The organism is Actinokineospora cianjurensis (genome assembly GCF_003663795.1).
Classification (GTDB): Bacteria; Actinomycetota; Actinomycetes; order Mycobacteriales; family Pseudonocardiaceae; genus Actinokineospora; species Actinokineospora terrae.
This window is the reverse complement of sequence record NZ_RCDD01000001.1, coordinates 136,996-152,833: the sequence shown is the minus strand read 5'-3', so window position 1 is coordinate 152,833 and position 15,838 is coordinate 136,996. Positions and strand designations below refer to the sequence as shown.

The 15,838-nt window shown below is 71.5% G+C and carries 16 protein-coding genes; 8 read left to right on the top strand and 8 right to left on the bottom strand.

Features of this window, described 5'->3' with window-relative positions; genetic code table 11:
* Positions 1-30 precede the first annotated feature (30 nt).
* Positions 31-654: a hypothetical protein gene (locus CLV68_RS00665; RefSeq protein WP_121388715.1), complete on the bottom strand. Its 624-nt coding sequence runs from the start codon at positions 652-654 to the stop codon at positions 31-33.
* Between the two features lie 130 nt (positions 655-784).
* Entirely contained in the window at positions 785-1,930 is a 1,146-nt protein-coding gene (locus CLV68_RS00660; protein WP_121388714.1) for an acyl-CoA dehydrogenase family protein, read from the bottom strand.
* A gap of 85 nt (positions 1,931-2,015) precedes the next feature.
* On the opposite strand from CLV68_RS00660, the gene CLV68_RS00655 reads away from it, so the two are divergent.
* The 3 genes from CLV68_RS00655 to CLV68_RS00645 all read left to right on the top strand — a co-directional run bounded on the left by CLV68_RS00655 (position 2,016) and on the right by CLV68_RS00645 (position 6,150).
* Complete coding sequence (locus CLV68_RS00655) at positions 2,016-2,618, top strand: TetR/AcrR family transcriptional regulator (protein ID WP_121388713.1); 603 nt, start codon at positions 2,016-2,018, stop codon at positions 2,616-2,618.
* 187 nt (positions 2,619-2,805) lie between these two features.
* Positions 2,806-4,122 carry a citrate synthase gene (locus CLV68_RS00650; protein WP_121388712.1) on the top strand — a complete coding sequence of 439 codons (1,317 nt, stop codon included), beginning with the start codon at positions 2,806-2,808 and terminating at the stop codon, positions 4,120-4,122.
* Positions 4,123-4,806: 684 nt separating this feature from the next.
* Complete coding sequence (locus CLV68_RS00645) at positions 4,807-6,150, top strand: cryptochrome/photolyase family protein (RefSeq protein ID WP_425454806.1); 1,344 nt, start codon at positions 4,807-4,809, stop codon at positions 6,148-6,150.
* 15 nt (positions 6,151-6,165) lie between these two features.
* On the opposite strand, the gene CLV68_RS00640 is transcribed toward CLV68_RS00645, so the two are convergent.
* Genes CLV68_RS00640 through CLV68_RS00630 form a run of 3 tightly spaced genes read right to left on the bottom strand, consistent with a single transcriptional unit; the run spans position 6,166 to position 8,657 of the window.
* On the bottom strand, positions 6,166-6,522 hold the full coding sequence (locus tag CLV68_RS00640; protein ID WP_121388711.1) for a hypothetical protein: 357 nt from the start codon (positions 6,520-6,522) through the stop codon (positions 6,166-6,168).
* Between the two features lie 54 nt (positions 6,523-6,576).
* Entirely contained in the window at positions 6,577-7,764 is a 1,188-nt protein-coding gene (locus CLV68_RS00635) for an ABC transporter permease (RefSeq protein ID WP_121388710.1), read from the bottom strand.
* Complete coding sequence (locus CLV68_RS00630) at positions 7,761-8,657, bottom strand: ABC transporter ATP-binding protein (RefSeq protein ID WP_121388709.1); 897 nt, start codon at positions 8,655-8,657, stop codon at positions 7,761-7,763. The genes CLV68_RS00635 and CLV68_RS00630 overlap by 4 nt, the downstream gene beginning before the upstream one ends.
* A 170-nt stretch (positions 8,658-8,827) precedes the next feature.
* Here CLV68_RS00630 and CLV68_RS00625 point away from each other — a divergent pair, with 170 nt between their 5' ends.
* From CLV68_RS00625 to CLV68_RS34445, 4 genes are read left to right on the top strand one after another with little or no spacing between them, the layout of a single operon-like run.
* Positions 8,828-9,259, top strand: a complete 432-nt coding sequence (locus tag CLV68_RS00625) for a YbaB/EbfC family nucleoid-associated protein (RefSeq protein ID WP_092779601.1) — start codon at positions 8,828-8,830, stop codon at positions 9,257-9,259.
* A gap of 17 nt (positions 9,260-9,276) precedes the next feature.
* Positions 9,277-9,576 carry a type VII secretion target gene (locus CLV68_RS00620; protein WP_121388708.1) on the top strand — a complete coding sequence of 100 codons (300 nt, stop codon included), beginning with the start codon at positions 9,277-9,279 and terminating at the stop codon, positions 9,574-9,576.
* Positions 9,577-11,142 carry a hypothetical protein gene (locus tag CLV68_RS00615; protein ID WP_121388707.1) on the top strand — a complete coding sequence of 522 codons (1,566 nt, stop codon included), beginning with the start codon at positions 9,577-9,579 and terminating at the stop codon, positions 11,140-11,142. It begins immediately after the preceding gene.
* A gap of 37 nt (positions 11,143-11,179) precedes the next feature.
* The gene (locus CLV68_RS34445) at positions 11,180-11,602 is read left to right on the top strand and encodes a hypothetical protein (protein ID WP_211346408.1); all 423 of its coding nucleotides are present in this window, start codon (positions 11,180-11,182) and stop codon (positions 11,600-11,602) included.
* Here the strand turns inward: CLV68_RS34445 and CLV68_RS00605 are convergent.
* A complete protein-coding gene (locus CLV68_RS00605; protein WP_121388706.1) occupies positions 11,592-13,133 on the bottom strand; it encodes a glycerol-3-phosphate dehydrogenase/oxidase in 1,542 nt (513 codons plus the stop codon). The two genes, CLV68_RS34445 and CLV68_RS00605, sit on opposite strands and share 11 nt — an antisense overlap.
* Positions 13,130-13,735: a TetR/AcrR family transcriptional regulator gene (locus CLV68_RS00600; RefSeq protein WP_121388705.1), complete on the bottom strand. Its 606-nt coding sequence runs from the start codon at positions 13,733-13,735 to the stop codon at positions 13,130-13,132. Before CLV68_RS00600 ends, CLV68_RS00605 begins: the two co-directional genes overlap by 4 nt.
* Here CLV68_RS00600 and CLV68_RS00595 point away from each other — a divergent pair.
* Positions 13,734-15,386, top strand: a complete 1,653-nt coding sequence (locus CLV68_RS00595; RefSeq protein WP_121388704.1) for an FAD-binding oxidoreductase — start codon at positions 13,734-13,736, stop codon at positions 15,384-15,386. The two genes, CLV68_RS00600 and CLV68_RS00595, sit on opposite strands and share 2 nt — an antisense overlap.
* Here CLV68_RS00595 and CLV68_RS00590 read toward each other — a convergent pair.
* Complete coding sequence (locus CLV68_RS00590; protein ID WP_121388703.1) at positions 15,334-15,723, bottom strand: hypothetical protein; 390 nt, start codon at positions 15,721-15,723, stop codon at positions 15,334-15,336. The genes CLV68_RS00595 and CLV68_RS00590 overlap by 53 nt on opposite strands.
* Positions 15,724-15,838: the final 115 nt, after the last annotated feature.

The window sequence follows — 15,838 nt, the reverse complement described above, 5'->3', positions numbered from 1 at the left end:
GGCCTCCGGCGGGGGCCGGTGCCGACCCCACTACCGCCGCATCGCGTCCGCGGTGATGATCTGGTCGACCGTGTTTTCCGGGTTTTGTCCACAAGCGTAGAGAACACGCGCGACTAGGTACGGGTCGTCCGTCCGGCGCATTTCCCCGTGCTTTTCATAGGCCCGCACCAGCAATCCGCGTTGCTCCGGCTCCTTCAACGCCCAGAATGTGCGGCAGGGCGTCGTCCCGTCCGGTTCGGCGGCCTCGGTCAGTTCCAGGTACAGCGCCCGGCCGCCAAGCGCCAGCGCGATCGCGGCCACCGCGGCACCGGCGCCGAGCAGCACCCGCTTCTGCGGCCGGTGGTCCCGCTTGGCCTCCGGCACCCGCACCGGGGGAGCGCCCGCCGCCGTCGCCAGCCCGGCCACCGCGTCGCGGAACGCGGCGTCGGTGGCGAACTCGGTGTTGAGCAGGTCGACCAGGGTCTGCCGGTGTGCGCTCGCGTGCGGGTCGGTCTCGAACAGGTCGAACGCCGAGGCCCGGCGGATCCGGCGTAATCGGCCGACGACGGCGTCGGCGAGGGTGTCCGCCGCCCGCTTGCTCGCGCCGTCGACCCGGTTGGTCACCAGCCCCGCCAGGATGTCGACCACGTGCTCGGCAAGGATCGGCTGGCTCATTGATCACCCTCGTCCACGCGACCGGCAGTGTTCCCCCATGGAAACAGCATCGTTGTCGGCGTGCGCGGCGTGATGGTCTCGCCCGCGCGGGTTTTCGCCGTTTTCCCACCGCGCGGGTATCCGGGCGGATTCAGGCGTCCCGCAACTGCCGGGCGATCACCATCCGCTGGATCTGATTGGTGCCTTCGAAGATTTGCGGGACTTTGGCCTCCCGCAGGTACCGCTCGACCGGGAAGTCGCGGGTGTAGCCCGCGCCGCCGAGCACCTGGACCGCGTCCGTGGTGACCCGCATGGCCGCGTCGGTGGCCACCAGCTTGGCGATCGACGCCTGCCGCACGAACGGCAGCCCCCGGTCCCGCCGCCGCGCCGCCTCCAGGTAGGTCGCCCGCGACGACTCCACCGCGGCGGCCATGTCGGCCAGCAGGAACTCGATGCCCTGGAACTCGATGACGGCCCTGCCGAACTGCGAGCGCTGCTTGGCGTACGCGACGGCCTCGTCCAACGCCGCCTGCGCCAGCCCGACCGCGCACGCGGCGATGCCCAGGCGGCCGGAGTTCAGCGCGTTCAACGCGATCTTGAAGCCTTGACCCTCGGCGCCGAGCAGCCGGTCGGCGCCCACCCGGGCGCCGTCGAACAGCACCTGGGTCGTGGTCGAGCCGGTCAGACCCATCTTCTTCTCCGGCGCGCCGAACCCGATGCCGGGCGTCGCGGCGTCGACCAGCAGGGCGCTGATGCCCCGGCTGCCGTCGTCGGACGTGCGGACCATGGTCGTGTAGAAGTCGGCCTCGCCACCGTGTGTGATCCACGCCTTGGTGCCGTTCACCACGTAGTCATCGCCGTCGCGGCGTGCTCTGGTGCTCAGCGCCGCGGCGTCGGACCCGGCGTGGCTCTCCGAGAGCGCGTAGGCGCCCAGCAGGTCGCCGCCGAGCATGTCCGGCAGCCACTTGGCGCGCTGCTCGTCGGTGCCGTGCTCGGCCAGCGCGTAGCAGGACATCGTGTGCACCGACAGGCCGACGCCGACCGACATCCACGCGGCGGCGATCTCCTCCAGCACCTGCAGGTACACCTCGTAGGACAGCGCCGCGCCGCCCCACCGCTCCGGGTACGGCAGCCCCAGCAGGCCGCTGCGGCCCAGCAGCCGGAACTGCTCGCGCGGGAACCTGGCCCGTTCCTCGTGCTCCGCGGCGCGCGGCGCGAGTTCCTCGCGGGCGATCTCGCGGGTGAGTTTGAGCAGGTCCTCGGCCTCCGTGCTGGGCAGCAGGCGTTCGGCGGGCATGTCCGGCCTCCGGGATACCGAAACCAGTACTACAGGACGGCTCAGAGTACTGTTTGGCGGCCCGGCCTGTCGATACGCTGGTGGGATGACACGGCGGAACCCCACGGCCCGGCAGGCGGCACTGCTGGAGGAGCTGCTGGGCATCTTCCTCACCGAGGGTTTCGCCGCCGCCACGCTCGACGACTTCGCCGCCCGGCTGCGCTGCTCCAAGTCCACCCTCTACGCGCTGGCCCCGAGCAAGGAGCAGTTGGCGCGCAAGGTCGTCGGCCACTTCTTCCGCTGCGCCACCGAACGCGTCGAGAAGCGGGTCGCGTTGGCGGACAACGCCCGCGACCGCATCGCCGCCTACCTCGACGGCGCCGCGACCGAGATGGCACTGGCCTCGCCCGGGTTCACCGCCGACGTCGCCGCATTCGCCCCCACCAGAGCGGTCTACGAGCGCAACGCCAAGGCCGCCGCCGAACGCATCGGCGAGTTCATCCGCGACGGCGTCACCGAGGGCCTGTTCCGCGACGTGCACGCCAACCTGGTCGCCGAGATGGCCGGGTGGATCATCGAGGGCATCCAGACCGGGGTGCTCGGCAAGCGCGCCAGGGTGTCCGACGGCGCCGCGTTCACCGCGCTCGCCGACCTCCTGCTCGTCGGTCTGAACCGCCCCGCGACCGGGATCGATCCGGCGCGGGGCTGAGTTCGCCTGTGATACGTGTCCCAACCGTGCCCGAGGGTCCCGGCCACGGCTGTCCGTAATGCGCGCGGAGCACTAGCGTAGGAAGCTCAGGACCCCAATGGGGCGGTGCTGCGTGTGATCGCACCCGACCAGGGCCGTTCCGGCTCGGCCGTACCCGCCGCCCTGCCCGAGTGTGAGAGGTACTTGCATGCCCGACGGGACCGCTGTGCCCACCGGCACCGAGCAGACCGCCGCCCTCCGTTACCCCGGCGGCGAGCACGAGATGGCGATCGAGGCCGCAACCGAAGGCACATCAGGTGTCGACCTGGGCAAGCTGCTGGCCAAGACGGGTCTGGTCACCCTCGACCCCGGCTTCGTCAACACCGCTTCCTGCTCCTCGGCCATCACCTACATCGACGGCGACGCGGGGATCCTGCGCTACCGCGGCTACCCGATCGAGCAGCTCGCGGAGCACTCGACCTTCAGCGAGGTCAGCTACCTGCTCATCTACGGCGAGCTGCCCAGCCAGGTCGAGCTGGACGACTTCACCCACAAGATCAGCAGGCACACGCTGCTGCACGAGGACCTCAAGCGCTTCTTCGACGGCTTCCCGCGCGACGCGCACCCCATGCCGGTGCTGTCGTCCGCGGTGTCGGCGCTGTCGACCTTCTACCAGGACAGCCTCAAGCCGTTCGACTCCCACCACGTGGAGATCTCCACGATCCGGTTGCTGGCGAAGCTGCCCACGATCGCGGCCTACGCGTACAAGAAGTCCGTCGGCCAGCCGTTCCTCTACCCGGACAACTCCCTTGGCCTGGTGGAGAACTTCCTGCGGATGACCTTCGGGTTCCCGGCCGAGAACTACGACCTCGACCCGGCCCTGGTCCGCGCGCTCGACCTGCTGTTCATCCTGCACGCCGACCACGAGCAGAACTGCTCCACCTCGACGGTCCGGCTCGTGGGTTCCTCCGAGGCCAACCTGTTCGCCAGCGTCTCCGCGGGCATCAACGCCTTGTTCGGCCCGTTGCACGGTGGCGCCAACAGCGCGGTCCTCGAGATGCTCGAGGGCATCCGCGACTCCGGCGGCGACGTCGACTCGTTCGTCAAGAAGGTCAAGAACAAGGAAGACGGGGTGAAGCTCATGGGCTTCGGCCACCGCGTCTACAAGAACTACGACCCGCGCGCCGCCATCATCAAGAAGACCGCCGACGAGATCCTCGGCAAGCTCGGCGGCGACGACTCCCTGCTGGGCATCGCCAAGCAGCTGGAGGAGCACGCGCTCGCGGACGACTACTTCATCCAGCGCAAGCTCTACCCGAACGTGGACTTCTACACCGGCCTCATCTACCGGGCCATGGGCTTCCCCACCAAGTTCTTCACCGTCCTGTTCGCCCTCGGCCGCCTCCCCGGCTGGATCGCCCACTGGCGCGAGATGATGAACGACCCGGCCACCAAGATCGGCCGCCCGCGCCAGGTCTACACCGGCCACACCGAACGCGAGTACAAGGGCGTCACCGAACGCTGACCCCCACACCACCACGAAGCGGCGCCGCTCCCCACCACGGGGACGGCGCCGCTTTCACTTTCCCACCTCTCCACTGTTTTCCACCTCTCCACCCCCTTCGCGCGGCCTGGAACCCCTGGAAAACCCCGACTCCCACCGAACTGCTGACGACGCTCCCGGCCCTCGTTCGCGCCGAACACCCCCGCGCCTGCACCGAGGAGCCACTCGGAAGCCACCCGCGGTCGTAGTCGAGGTCGCGGACGCGGCTCAACTCCAGGGCCAGTCGCCGTTCGTCGCGGACCGGCCGAGCGAACTCCCAGGTCACCAACAGCCGCCACCACAACCCCCCGAAATGACCATGCGGCGCCCCATCCATCCACAACGCCCTGAGCTGTCCACAGCCCTCCCGCACCCCCTATTGACAGCACCGCCAAGGCGATAGCTTCAGAGATGGGCCCCCGGCCCCCGGGAGGGAGGGCCCCGGCCGCGGAGTTGATCATGGCTGGCGGTGGGTGCGCGGGGCGGTTGGGGCGGCGTGGGGGCCTGGGTTCGCGGTGGGCGAACACGGGGCGGAGTGGGCGAAGTCGGAGTGAGGGCTGACTGATGCGCACCTCTGCACCTCCGCACCGAGTTCTGGGCGAGGAGCGGGGGACACCCGATCGGGTGGCGGTGTTGTTCGGCGGGTGTGCCTGTGGGTGAGTAGCGTTGCGCGCCGTGGCTGAGTCGGTGGTGTGGTTTCGGCGGGATCTGCGGACTGGGGATCATCCGGCGTTGTTGGCGGCGGCGGAGCGGGGTTCGAGCGCGCTGGGGTTGTTCGTGCTCGACGAGCGGTTGACGGGGGCTTCGGGTGGGCCTCGGTTGGCGTTCCTGTACCGGTGCCTGCGGGATCTCGACGAGCAGCTCGGGGGCAGGCTCCTGGTGGTGCGCGGGGATCCGGTCGACGTGGTGCCGCGGGTGGCCAAGGCGGTGGGGGCCGGGTCGGTGCACGTGTCGGCGGACTTCGGGCCGTACGGGCGGGAGCGGGACACCGCGGTGGCGAAGGCGTTGGAGGTCGACCTCGTGCGCACCGGGTCGCCGTACGCGGTGGCGCCGGGGCGGGTGGTGAAGTCCGACGGTGAGCCGTACCGGGTGTTCACGCCGTTCGGCCGGGCCTGGCTGGACCACGGCTGGCGCAAGCCCGCCGACACCGACGCGTCCACTGTGGACTGGATGGACCCGGCGGACAAGGACGGCGGCCCCAGGCGCGTCGCGATCCCGGACGACCCGGCCACATCGGCGGAGCTGCCACAGGCGGGCGAGAAGGCCGCGCACGACACGTGGGCCGAGTTCGACGTCGAGCACTACAAGCGCGACCGCGACCGCCCCGACGTCGACAGCACCAGCCGCATGTCCCCGTACCTGCGCTGGGGCTGTGTCCACCCGCGCACCCTGCTCGCCGACCTCGGCCACTCCGAGGGCGCCCAGGCATACCGCAACGAACTGGCCTGGCGCGACTTCTACGCCGACGTCCTGTGGCACCGCCCGGAAACCGCGCGCGAGAACTACAACCGCAAGTTCGACGCCATCACCCACGACACCGACGCCGACGCGCAGGACCGCTTCGACGCCTGGTGCCGCGGCGAGACCGGCTACCCGATCGTGGACGCCGGGATGCGCCAGCTGCTGGCCGAGGGCTGGATGCACAACCGGGTCCGCATGATCGTCGCCAGCTTCCTGGTCAAGGACCTGCACGTCCCGTGGTGGTGGGGCGCCCGCCACTTCATGCGCCACCTGGTCGACGGCGACCTCGCCTCCAACCAGCACGGCTGGCAGTGGACCGCGGGCTCCGGCACCGACGCCGCCCCCTACTTCCGCGTCTTCAACCCCACCACCCAGGGCGAGAAGTTCGACCCCAACGGCGACTACGTCCGCCGCTACATCCCGGAACTGCGCGAGGTACCCGGCAAGAAGGCCCACCAGCCACCCGAGGTCACCGGCTACCCCGCGCCCATCGTCGACCACAAACACGAGCGCGAGATCGCACTGGAGCGCTACGGCAAGATCAAGTGACCAGTACGCCCCATCTCATCGCGCGCCGAGGATGAGCCCCTCGATGTGTTCGAAGACGTCCGCGTTCGTCTCCCGTTGCCACGAGGGCAGCTCTTCCCAATCGGCCACAATGGACTCGTGGGGCGAAGGCACGTGCCGGTGGACCTGGGCGATCCACAGCAGGGTCACGAACCGTCCCTTCTGGACTCGGCTCAACCACTCGGTCCCGCCCGCCTCGACGACCGCCCGCACCACCTCGTACACCGCGTTGGCACTGGCCCGTTCCCACGCGGCCATGGTCAGCCACGACCTGAGATGCCCCGACTGCCCAGGGCAATGCCTGCGCACCCCGTCGTTCCAGGCCCGTTCGTAGACCTGTCCGCCCTCGATCACCCGAGACTCCCCACCGCCGCGACCCGTCCACCCACGCTACGGCAGCGGCCACGATCAGGACTTGCGCAGCGCCTCGCGCAACGGCAACCGCGGGCCCGTCCGCAGGACAGCCTTGGCGTAGATCCGACCGGCCAGCCACGTCAGGCCCGCCACCGAGATCAGCATCAGGACGATGGCCACGACGACCTCCCACACCGTCGCCGTCCCCAGGGCGAGCCGACCCGGCAGCAGGATCGGGGCGAACGGCGGCAGCACCGACAGGACCGCCGTCGCGCTGGCGTTGGGCAGGCGGGACAGCAGGCCGAAGCCCATGACGAACGCCAGCACCAGTACTGAGGTGATCGGCAGCAGCACCGACTGCGTCTCCTCCTGCCGCGACACCAGTGAGCCGGCCGCCGCGAACACCGTGGCGTAGAACAGGTAGCCCAGCAGGTACCAGAGCAGCCCCCACAGCAGCGTCCCCAGTGCGACGCCCGGAATCGTCAGCACGTCGGTCATCGCCGCCAGCACCACGCCGACCCCGCCGACGACTGTCAGCTGGGCCAGGCCGACCAGTCCGAGTCCCACGACCTTGCCCGCGAGGAGTTCCCACGGGCGGACCGTCGCGAGCAGGATCTCCACGACCCGGCTGGACTTCTCCTCGACGACCCCCTGCGCCACCATCGTCCCGTAGAGCAGCAGCGACAGGTACAGCAAAGCGACGATCACCAGCGCCATCGCGAGGCGTTCGTCGTGCGTCGGATCAGGCGCGCGCAGGGACCGCACGTCCACCGTCGCGTCGCCGACCGTGGCCAGGACCTGGTCCGGGTCGAGGTCCTCGACCGCGGCCAACTGCGCGCGCAGGACCTCCTGCTGGACCAGGCTGTTGAGTGCGCGTCGCAGGTTCTCGTCGAGGGACTCGTCGACCACCACGTGCAGGGCGGCCGGGGTGCCGGTGACCAGGGCGTCGAGGTCGCCGTCGGCGATGGCGGACTCGCCTGCCGCCGGGTCGCGGACCGTGCTCACCAGGACGTCGATGCCGCGGGCGCGGGCCTCCTCGGCCAGCGGACCCGAGATGGCCGCGGCCTGGCCGGACAGGCCGACCCTGGTGACCCGCTCGCCGCCGAACAGGGTGCTCTGCATCAGCACGAAGCCGATCAGGACGGCGATCGACACCGCGGTCCCGATGAGGAAGGACTTGGCGCGCAACCGGGTGCGCAGCTCGCGCCGCGCCACCAACCAGACCGTGTGCCGCGGGCTCACCTGCTGTCCACCCCCACCGCGCCACGGTACAACTCGGCCAGCGTCGGGTGCTGGTGGGTGAAGCCGCGCACCGGGCCGGTGGCCAGCGCCGCGGCCAGGATCGGCTGGTCGTCGGTACCGGGGGCGACGCGCAGCCTGGTCTGTCCGTTGTGGACCCCCAGCACGGTCACCCCGGCCAGCCCGGACGCCCACCCGGCCGGTGCGGCAGGCGCGTCGACGACCAGCGTGCTGCCGCTGCCCGCCCGCAGCTGCGCGACCGTGCCACCGGCCACCACCCGGCCGCCCTTGATGATCCCGACCCGGTCGCACAGCCGCTCGACCAGGTCGAGCTGGTGGCTGGAGAACACCACCGGCACCCCGGCCGCGGCCTGCTCGCGCAGCACCTCCACGAGCACGTCGACCGCGAGCGGGTCCAGCCCGGAGAACGGCTCGTCGAGCACCAGCACCAGCGGGTCGTGCACCAGCGCCGCCGCCAGCTGCACCCGTTGCTGGTTGCCCAGGCTCAGCCGCTGCACCTCGGTGCCGCGGTACTCGCGCAGGCCCAGCCGGGCGACCCACTGTTCAGCGGCCCGGTGTGCGGCGTTCGTGTCCGCGCCGTGCAGTTCGGCGAGGTAGACCAGCTGGTCGAGCACCCGCATCCGCGGGTAGAGGCCGCGCTCCTCCGGCAGGTAGCCGAACCGGCGGCGCGCCGCGTGGTCGACCGGGGCGCCGCGGAAGCGGACCTCGCCCGCATCGGGTGCCAACACGCCCAGCACGATGCGCATCGTGGTCGTCTTACCGGCACCGTTGCCGCCGACGAAGCCGAAGAGCTCACCCGCGCCGACGTCGAAGGACACCCGGTCGCAGGCGAGCACGTCGCCGTAGCGCTTGGTGACCCCGTCGACCTGGAGCATCGCCCACCTCCCGGCGCCCAGTATCCCGGGTCGGCCACCGCCGGTTACCCGCCGGTCCGGTGCGCCTGCAAACGAGTTGGCCGATTGGCACCCGGCGCGGAACCGAACGCGCGATGCTCCGTCCAACGACAGGCGGATGCTCCAGGCAGGACCAGGGAAGTGGTGTGGCGATGAACCCTGAACAGTGGCTCGCGCAGTACGACGAGACGCTGCAACGGACCGCGGCGAGCGCGCAGAAGGCGGAGAAGGCGCTGCGCGAGGTGGGGGGCAGCGCGACATCGGCCGACGGCGACGTCACCGTCCGGGTGTCCGCGGCCGGGGTCACCACCGACCTGGTGCTGCGGCCGAGCGTGCGCGAACTGGAGCCGGAGCAGCTGGCCAGGGTGATCCTCGAGGTCACCAGGCAGGCCCAGCGGGACGCGGGCGCCAGGGTCGTCGCGGCGATGGAGGACCTGGTCGGCGACTCGGCGGCGCTGGACGTGGTCAAGTCCTTCCTGCCGCAGGGCTACGCCGGTGACGCCGCGGACGGTCCCGCGGCCAAGCCGCGCGAGCGGCGCTCCGACGACGACTACTTCGACAACCCCCCCGAAGTCGTGCACTAGACCTCAAGGCGGATTCCATGGGTACAGGGTTCAACGTCAACGTGGCGGAGATGCGGGCGCACGCCGGTACCGTCGCGACCTGCGCCGCGCAGGTGCAGTCGGCGACCGGGGCGACGCAGTCGATCTCGAAAGCCGCGTACGGGGTGATCGGCCAGTTCTTCGCCACCGCGATCATGGCCGCCTGCGGGGACGTCCTGCAGGGCATCCAGAAGGTGGCGACCGCGATCGACGACGTCCGCAAGGGGCTCGAGGACGTCGCGCGCGACTACGAACGCATCGACTTGGGCAACGCGGCGACTTTCGGCGGGAGGCTGTAAGTGACCACGACCACCACGACGGCTGGGCAGTCCACCGGCGGGCAGGCCGCCACGGCGCTCAACAACGACATCAAGGGCGCCAAGTCCGCCATCGAACGCGGTGACTGGCTCGACGCGGGCCTGCAGATCACCAACGTGGCGATGGACGTCATCAACATCGCGGGCGACCCGCTCGGCGCCTGCGCCAGCGCCGGGTTCGGCTGGATCATCAACCACATCAAGTTCCTCAAGGAGCCCTTCGACAAGCTCCTCGGCGACGCGGGCTCGATCATCAACAGCGCGCAGGGCTGGGTGAAGGCGGGCGACCAGCTGATCTCCTCCGCGCAGAAGTACCGCGAGGCGGTGCGCACCCAGACCAACAACTGGCACGGCTCCGCCGGTGACGCCTACCGCCGCGCCGCCGCGACCCAGGCCGAGGGCCTCGACGCGCTCGCGCAGGTCAGCAAGGGTGTCGGCCAGGCGATCGACGGCGCAGGCAAGCTGCTGGCCGAGGTGCGCAAGGCCGTGCTGGACTTCATCAACCAGTGCGTGCAGAAGGTCATCCAGATCATCATCGAGGCGCTGGCCAAGGCGTGGCTGAGCTTCGGCGCCAGCATCGCCGAGGGCATCGCCCGCTCGGTCGTGCAGGCGGTGCAGACCGCGCAGAAGATCCTGAGCAAGGTGCAGAAGTTCGTCTCCTCGCTGCAGAAGATCATGCAGACGGTGCAGAAGATCGTCGCGCTGGCCAAGGCCGTCAAGCAGCTGCTGGCGACCATCGGCGGCAAGGCGAACACCTCGCCGAGCGCGAGCACCACCCAGGCGCCGACGGTCAACACCGGCACCCTGGACACCGCGTCGGGCGCGCACTACACCAACCCGAACGGCAGCACGAACACCGCCAACTACGGTCAGGGCCAGGTCCCGGGCTACGGCGGCTACCAGCCGCTGCCCGGCTCGACGACCAACGCGGCGAACTACGGCCAGGGCCAGGTCCCCGGCTACGGCGGCTACCAGCAGCCCGCCGGGCGGCCGACCGGTCAGCCCACCTACGGCCAGTCGACCGGCGTCCCCGGCTACGGCGGGTACCAGCAGCTCCCCGGCGGTGCGCAGCGCCCGCCCGGCACGTACACCCCCGGCGTGCTGCCCGGTCAGACCACCGAGGTGAAGCCGCCCAACGGTTGGGGCCCCAGCGGCCCGCCGCCCACCACCGGTGCCCCGGCGCCGCTGGTGGACCGCGCCCGCTGGATCGGCGCCGCGGTCGAGGTCCTGATCAACCACGGGGTGGACCCCGCCAAGATCAACCCCGAGCAGATCGCGCAGATCGTCGACCGGACCTCCGGCGGCAACCCGCACGCGGTCAACCTGCAGGACCCCAACGCCGCCAACGGGTTCCCGCCCAAGGGCATCTGCCAGCTGCCGGACCCGGTGTTCGACCAGCACAAGGTCCCCGGCTACGAGGACATCTGGCAGCCGGTGGACAACATGCTGGCCGGGATCAAGTACTTCTTGGCCGAGTGGGGTTCGCTGCTCAACGCGCTGCAGGGTGCCATCGGGCAGCCGGGCGCGCCGGTGATCACCCCGCAGTAGTACCCCCCGGTGACGAACCGCCGCCGCCCGTGCCCGGGTGGCGGCGGTTCTTTCGTTATGGGGTAAGGAGTCCGCGCAGGGTGCGGTCGACCAGGTCCGCCACGATGGGCCGCGCGGCGTCGGCGTCGTGTTGCACCAGGCCGATGCGGGTGCGCCGGTGCAGGTGGACAACATGCTGGCTGGGATCAAGTACTTCTTGGCCGAGTGGGGTTCGCTGCTCAACGCGCTGCCTGTCGCACCGGCCGGGTGGGCGTCCGGGCTGGCCGGGGTGACCGTGCTGGGGGTCCACAACGGACAGACCAGGCTGCGCGTCGCCCCCGGTACCGACGACCAGTCGATCCTGGCCGCAGGGTGCCATCGGGCAGCCGGGCGCGCCGGTGATCACCCCGCAGTAGTACCCCCGGTGACGAACCGCCGCTGCCCGTGCCCGGGTGGCGGCGGTTCTTTCGTTATGGGGTAGGGAGTCCGCGCAGGGTGCGGTCGACCAGGTCCGCCACGATGGGCCGCGCGGCGTCGGCGTCCTGTTGCACCAGGCCGATGCGGGTGCGCCGGTGCAGGACGTCGTCGGCGTCGAGCGCGCCCTCGTGCCGGACGGCCCAGACGACCTCGGCCGCGGTGATCCCGGCGGTGATGTGGCGGCCGAGGTCCGGGTCGAGCAGGCCCATCGCGGCCACCGTGGGGGATTCGGTGCCGTAGCGGGCGATCAGGCGGCGCGGAGCGTCCAGTGTGGCCAGTCGGGCGCGCGGGGCGGCGCCAACCAGGGGCAGAGTCCTGGTTCGGGACGGGCCTGCGGGCAGGCCCGCGAGGTCGATGGCGCGGTCGACGGCGTCGGCGGCCATGCGGCGGTAGGTGGTGAGCTTGCCGCCGACCACCGTGACGACCTTGCCCTCGGTGAGCACCGCGTGGTGGCGGGACAGGTCGGCGCTGCGCCCCGCCGCGCTGGGCAGGTCGACCAGCGGGCGCAGCCCAGCGAAGGAGCCGAGCACCTCCGCCCGGGTCAGCCTGCCCTCCAGCACGGACGACGCGACGTCGAGCAGGAAGTCCACATCGGACTCTGGAGCCACGGGTACATCGGGGATCTCGTCGACCGGCTCGTCGGTCAGTCCGATGTAGACGCGGCCGTCGTCCTGCGGCAGCACCAGGGCGAACCGGCCGAACGGGCCGGGGATCGGCACCGTCAGAGACGTCGCCCCGCAGCCGACCGCGGCCGCGTCGACCACCAGGTGCGACCCGCGCGAGGGCCGCAGCCGCACCGAGGGGACGAGCGTGCCCGCCCACACCCCGGTCGCGTTGACCACGACCCGCGACCGCACCAAGACCTTCGTGCCGGTCAGCCCGTCGACGACCTCGACCGAGTCCGGCGCCACCCCGGTCACCCTGGCCCTGGTGATGATCCGCGCGCCCAGGCAGGCGGCCGTGCGGGCGAGCGCGACGACCAAGCGGGCGTCGTCGGTGAGCTGGCCGTCGAAGGACAGCAGCCCGCCGCGCAGTCCGGCGGTGCGCAGCCCGGGTGCCAGCGCGCGCGCCTCGGCCGCGGAGACCCGGCGCGGGCCGGGCAGCAGGTCGGTGGGAGTGCGAGTGGCGCGGCGCAGACCGTCCCCGGCGACCAGGCCGGTGTACGCCAGCGCGGCGTCGCGGCCGGAGACCGGCGGGTGCAGCGGGATGAGCTGGGGGAGCGTGCGGGTCAGGTGCGGCGCGGTGGTGGTCATCAGGACGCCGCGCTCCACGGCGCTCTCGTGCGCGAGCCCGACATCGCCCTTGGCCAGGTAGCGCAGGCCGCCGTGCACGAGCTTGCTCGACCAGCGGGAGGTGCCGAAGGCCAGGTCCTCGGCCTCGACCAGGGCGACCGACAGGCCGCGGGCGGCCGCGTCGAGCGCGACACCGGCGCCGGTGACCCCACCGCCGATGACCAGGACGTCGACGACCTCGCCCGCGGTGATGGCGGCCAGGTCGGCGGCTCGGCGTTCGGCGTTCAGCGCGGTCGTGCTCATGTCGGCTCCGGTCTCAGGCTGGCGTCGAGCAGGTGGGCCAGCTCGCCGAACAGGGCGGCTGGGTCGAGGTCGGTGGTGGCCGGGCCGTGGGAGAGCACGAAGGACTGGACGACCAGCAGCAACGCGCGCGCCTGCACGGCCGGGTCACCCGCGCGCACGGAGCCGTCCTCGTGGCCCGCGAGCAACTGCGCGAGCAAGAACTGCTCGGCGATGTGCTGCGTGCTGCCCAGCCGCTGCACCACGTACGGCAGCACCAGTTCGCCGTCGCGGTCGAGCACGCTGCGCATCAGCGGGTCGGCGACGATCGCGCGCACCCCGGCCACCGCGCCCGCGACCAGCCGCGCCCTGGCGTGCGAACCGTCGGCGCCGCGGTTGGTGCCTGCCAGCAGCGCGCCGAACTCGCGGGTCATCAGGGCCGCGAGCAGGCTGCGCACGTCCGGGAACCGCCGGTAGAGCGTCATCCGGCTCACCCCGGCGCCGCGCGCGACGTCGGTCAGCGTGGTGCGGCGCACCCCCTGGGCGAGCACGCAGTCGCGCGCGGCGTCCAACAGGACGTCGTCGTCCACCCGACTGGGCGAAGCCATGTGACGTTTCACCGTCATGTGTCACACTCTATTCGTGAACGTGCCTGTGGACCACCTCGACCACCGGGTCCGCGGCGGCTGGACCCCCTCCGGTGCCGCCGACGCCGCGTTGCCCGCGCACGCGAGCAGGTGGTTGAGCGCGAGAACCGGGCTGACCCCCGTCGACACACCCGTCGCGCCCGACTCCGGCCTCCCGGTGCCCGAGTCGGTGCTGCCCGCGCCGGTGCGGGCCGTCCTGGCCGACATTGTCGGGGCAGAGCACGTGCTGGTCGAGCGCGAAGATCGGCTCGGCCGATCCGGCGGACTGTCCTATGTGGACCTGTTGGTCCGGCGCGGGGCCGGTGAGCTGCCGGTACCCGACGCGGTGGTGCTCCCCGGCGACCCCGACCAGGTGCGCGCGGTCGTCGAGGCATGCGCGTCACACGGGGTCGGGATCGTCCCGTTCGGCGGCGGTACCTCCGTCGTCGGCGGGGTGTCGGCGCTGCGCGGGGACAAGGTCGCGGTGGTCGTGCTCGACCTCGCGCGGCTGGACAAGCTCGTGTCGGTCGACCCGGTCTCGCGGCTCGCGGTGTTCCAGGCGGGCGTGGTCGCCCCGGACGCCGAACGCATGCTCGCCGCGCACGGGCTGACCCTCGGGCACTTCCCGCAGTCCTACGAGCGCGCGACCCTCGGCGGGTTCGCCGCCACCCGGTCGTCCGGCCAGGCATCCGCGGGCTACGGGCGGTTCGAGGACATGGTCGAGGGCGTCCGGCTCGCGACCCCGCGCGGCGACTGGCGCCTGGGCGTCTCGCCCGCCTCGGCCGCCGGACCCGACCTGCGCCAGCTCGCGGTCGGCAGCGAGGGGCTGTTCGGCGTGATCACCGAGGTCACCGTCCGGGTGCGGCCCGCGCCCGCGTGGGAGCGGTACGAGGGCTTCGTGGTCGACGGGTTCGCCGCGGGTGCCGAGGTCGTGCGGGGGTTGGCCCAGGCGGGGGTGCTCGGCACGGTCACCCGGCTGTCCGACCCGCAGGAGACGGAGGTCGCGTTGACCCTGTCCGGCGGGTGGAAGACCGCGGCGGTGAAGGGATACCTGCGCGCTCGCGGGATCGCCGAGCCGAGCCTGCTGGTCATCGGCTGGGAGGGTGCGACGCGGGAGGAGATGCTGACCCGCCGCCGGGCGACGCTGCGGCTGGTCGACGGCGCGGTGCGGCTGGGCGTTCGCGCGGGGGAGACCTGGCGGCACGGGCGGTTCTCGGGGCCCCGGCAGCGGGACGCGCTGATGGACGTCGGGATGTGCGTGGAGACCCTGGAGACGGCCACGTACTGGTCGAAGCTGGGTGACCTCCGCGAGGCAGTGCGGGAGGCGCTGCTGAGGTCTCTTACCGCTGGAGGCCGCCGACCGATCGTGGCCTGCCACATCTCGCACTCCTACGAAACCGGCGCCTCGCTGTACTTCACGACTCTTGTCCCGCGCGACCCGTCCGACCCGGTAGGGCAATGGCGCCGCGCGAAGGAAGCAGCCAGCGAAGCCATCATGGGTCTAGGCACCATCACCCACCACCACGCCGTGGGCGTCGACCACGCGCCTTATCTTGCCTCCGAGATCGGCCCTCTTGGCGTGGATGTCCTCCGCGCCATCAAGGCAGAACTGGACCCGTCGGGCGTCCTGAACCCGGGGAAACTGGTCTGACCCGACGCACCACGCCGAGCGCCAACCCGGCGATCAGGCCGCCGAAGAAGAGGAACACCGCGTAGTCCCCCCGGTTCCCGATCGCCCGCTCGCACATGTCGATGTACTGCACGAGCTCCCGCCGCTCCGGCTTCCCCAACCCCTCCGCGAGCGCGCCACTCTCCACCCCGCCGAAGGTGTTCCCGCAGCTCACCGACCCGTTGCTGCTCGGATGCGCCACCCCCACCGGCACGATCGCCAACACCAACCCGACCACGAGCGCGAGCACCGCCAACACCGCCCCGAACGCCCGCGGCGTCAGCGTGATCTGGGCCAACGGATCCGGCTGCTCACTCATGCCGAGGAGCTTCGCCCATCCCCACCCACCACGGCTACCCCCGATTCCTCCCCGCCTGGCGGTTTACCCATCGCGGATATCGGGTAGAAAGTAACTACCTATGACGCCGAGTGGG

Excerpts from the sequence above, each read along its gene's own strand:
- CLV68_RS00595 (WP_121388704.1), top strand. The coding sequence starts at position 13,734 with ATGTGTCACACTCTATTCGTGAACGTGCCTGTGGACCACCTCGACCAC.
- CLV68_RS00650 (WP_121388712.1), top strand. The coding sequence starts at position 2,806 with ATGCCCGACGGGACCGCTGTGCCCACCGGCACCGAGCAGACCGCCGCC.
- CLV68_RS00625 (WP_092779601.1), top strand. The coding sequence starts at position 8,828 with ATGAACCCTGAACAGTGGCTCGCGCAGTACGACGAGACGCTGCAACGG.
- CLV68_RS00655 (WP_121388713.1), top strand. The coding sequence starts at position 2,016 with ATGACACGGCGGAACCCCACGGCCCGGCAGGCGGCACTGCTGGAGGAG.
- CLV68_RS00660 (WP_121388714.1), bottom strand. The coding sequence starts at position 1,930 with ATGCCCGCCGAACGCCTGCTGCCCAGCACGGAGGCCGAGGACCTGCTC.
- CLV68_RS00605 (WP_121388706.1), bottom strand. The coding sequence starts at position 13,133 with ATGAGCACGACCGCGCTGAACGCCGAACGCCGAGCCGCCGACCTGGCC.
- CLV68_RS00600 (WP_121388705.1), bottom strand. The coding sequence starts at position 13,735 with ATGACGGTGAAACGTCACATGGCTTCGCCCAGTCGGGTGGACGACGAC.
- CLV68_RS00665 (WP_121388715.1), bottom strand. The coding sequence starts at position 654 with ATGAGCCAGCCGATCCTTGCCGAGCACGTGGTCGACATCCTGGCGGGG.
- CLV68_RS00630 (WP_121388709.1), bottom strand. The coding sequence starts at position 8,657 with ATGCTCCAGGTCGACGGGGTCACCAAGCGCTACGGCGACGTGCTCGCC.
- CLV68_RS00620 (WP_121388708.1), top strand. The coding sequence starts at position 9,277 with ATGGGTACAGGGTTCAACGTCAACGTGGCGGAGATGCGGGCGCACGCC.
- CLV68_RS00590 (WP_121388703.1), bottom strand. The coding sequence starts at position 15,723 with ATGAGTGAGCAGCCGGATCCGTTGGCCCAGATCACGCTGACGCCGCGG.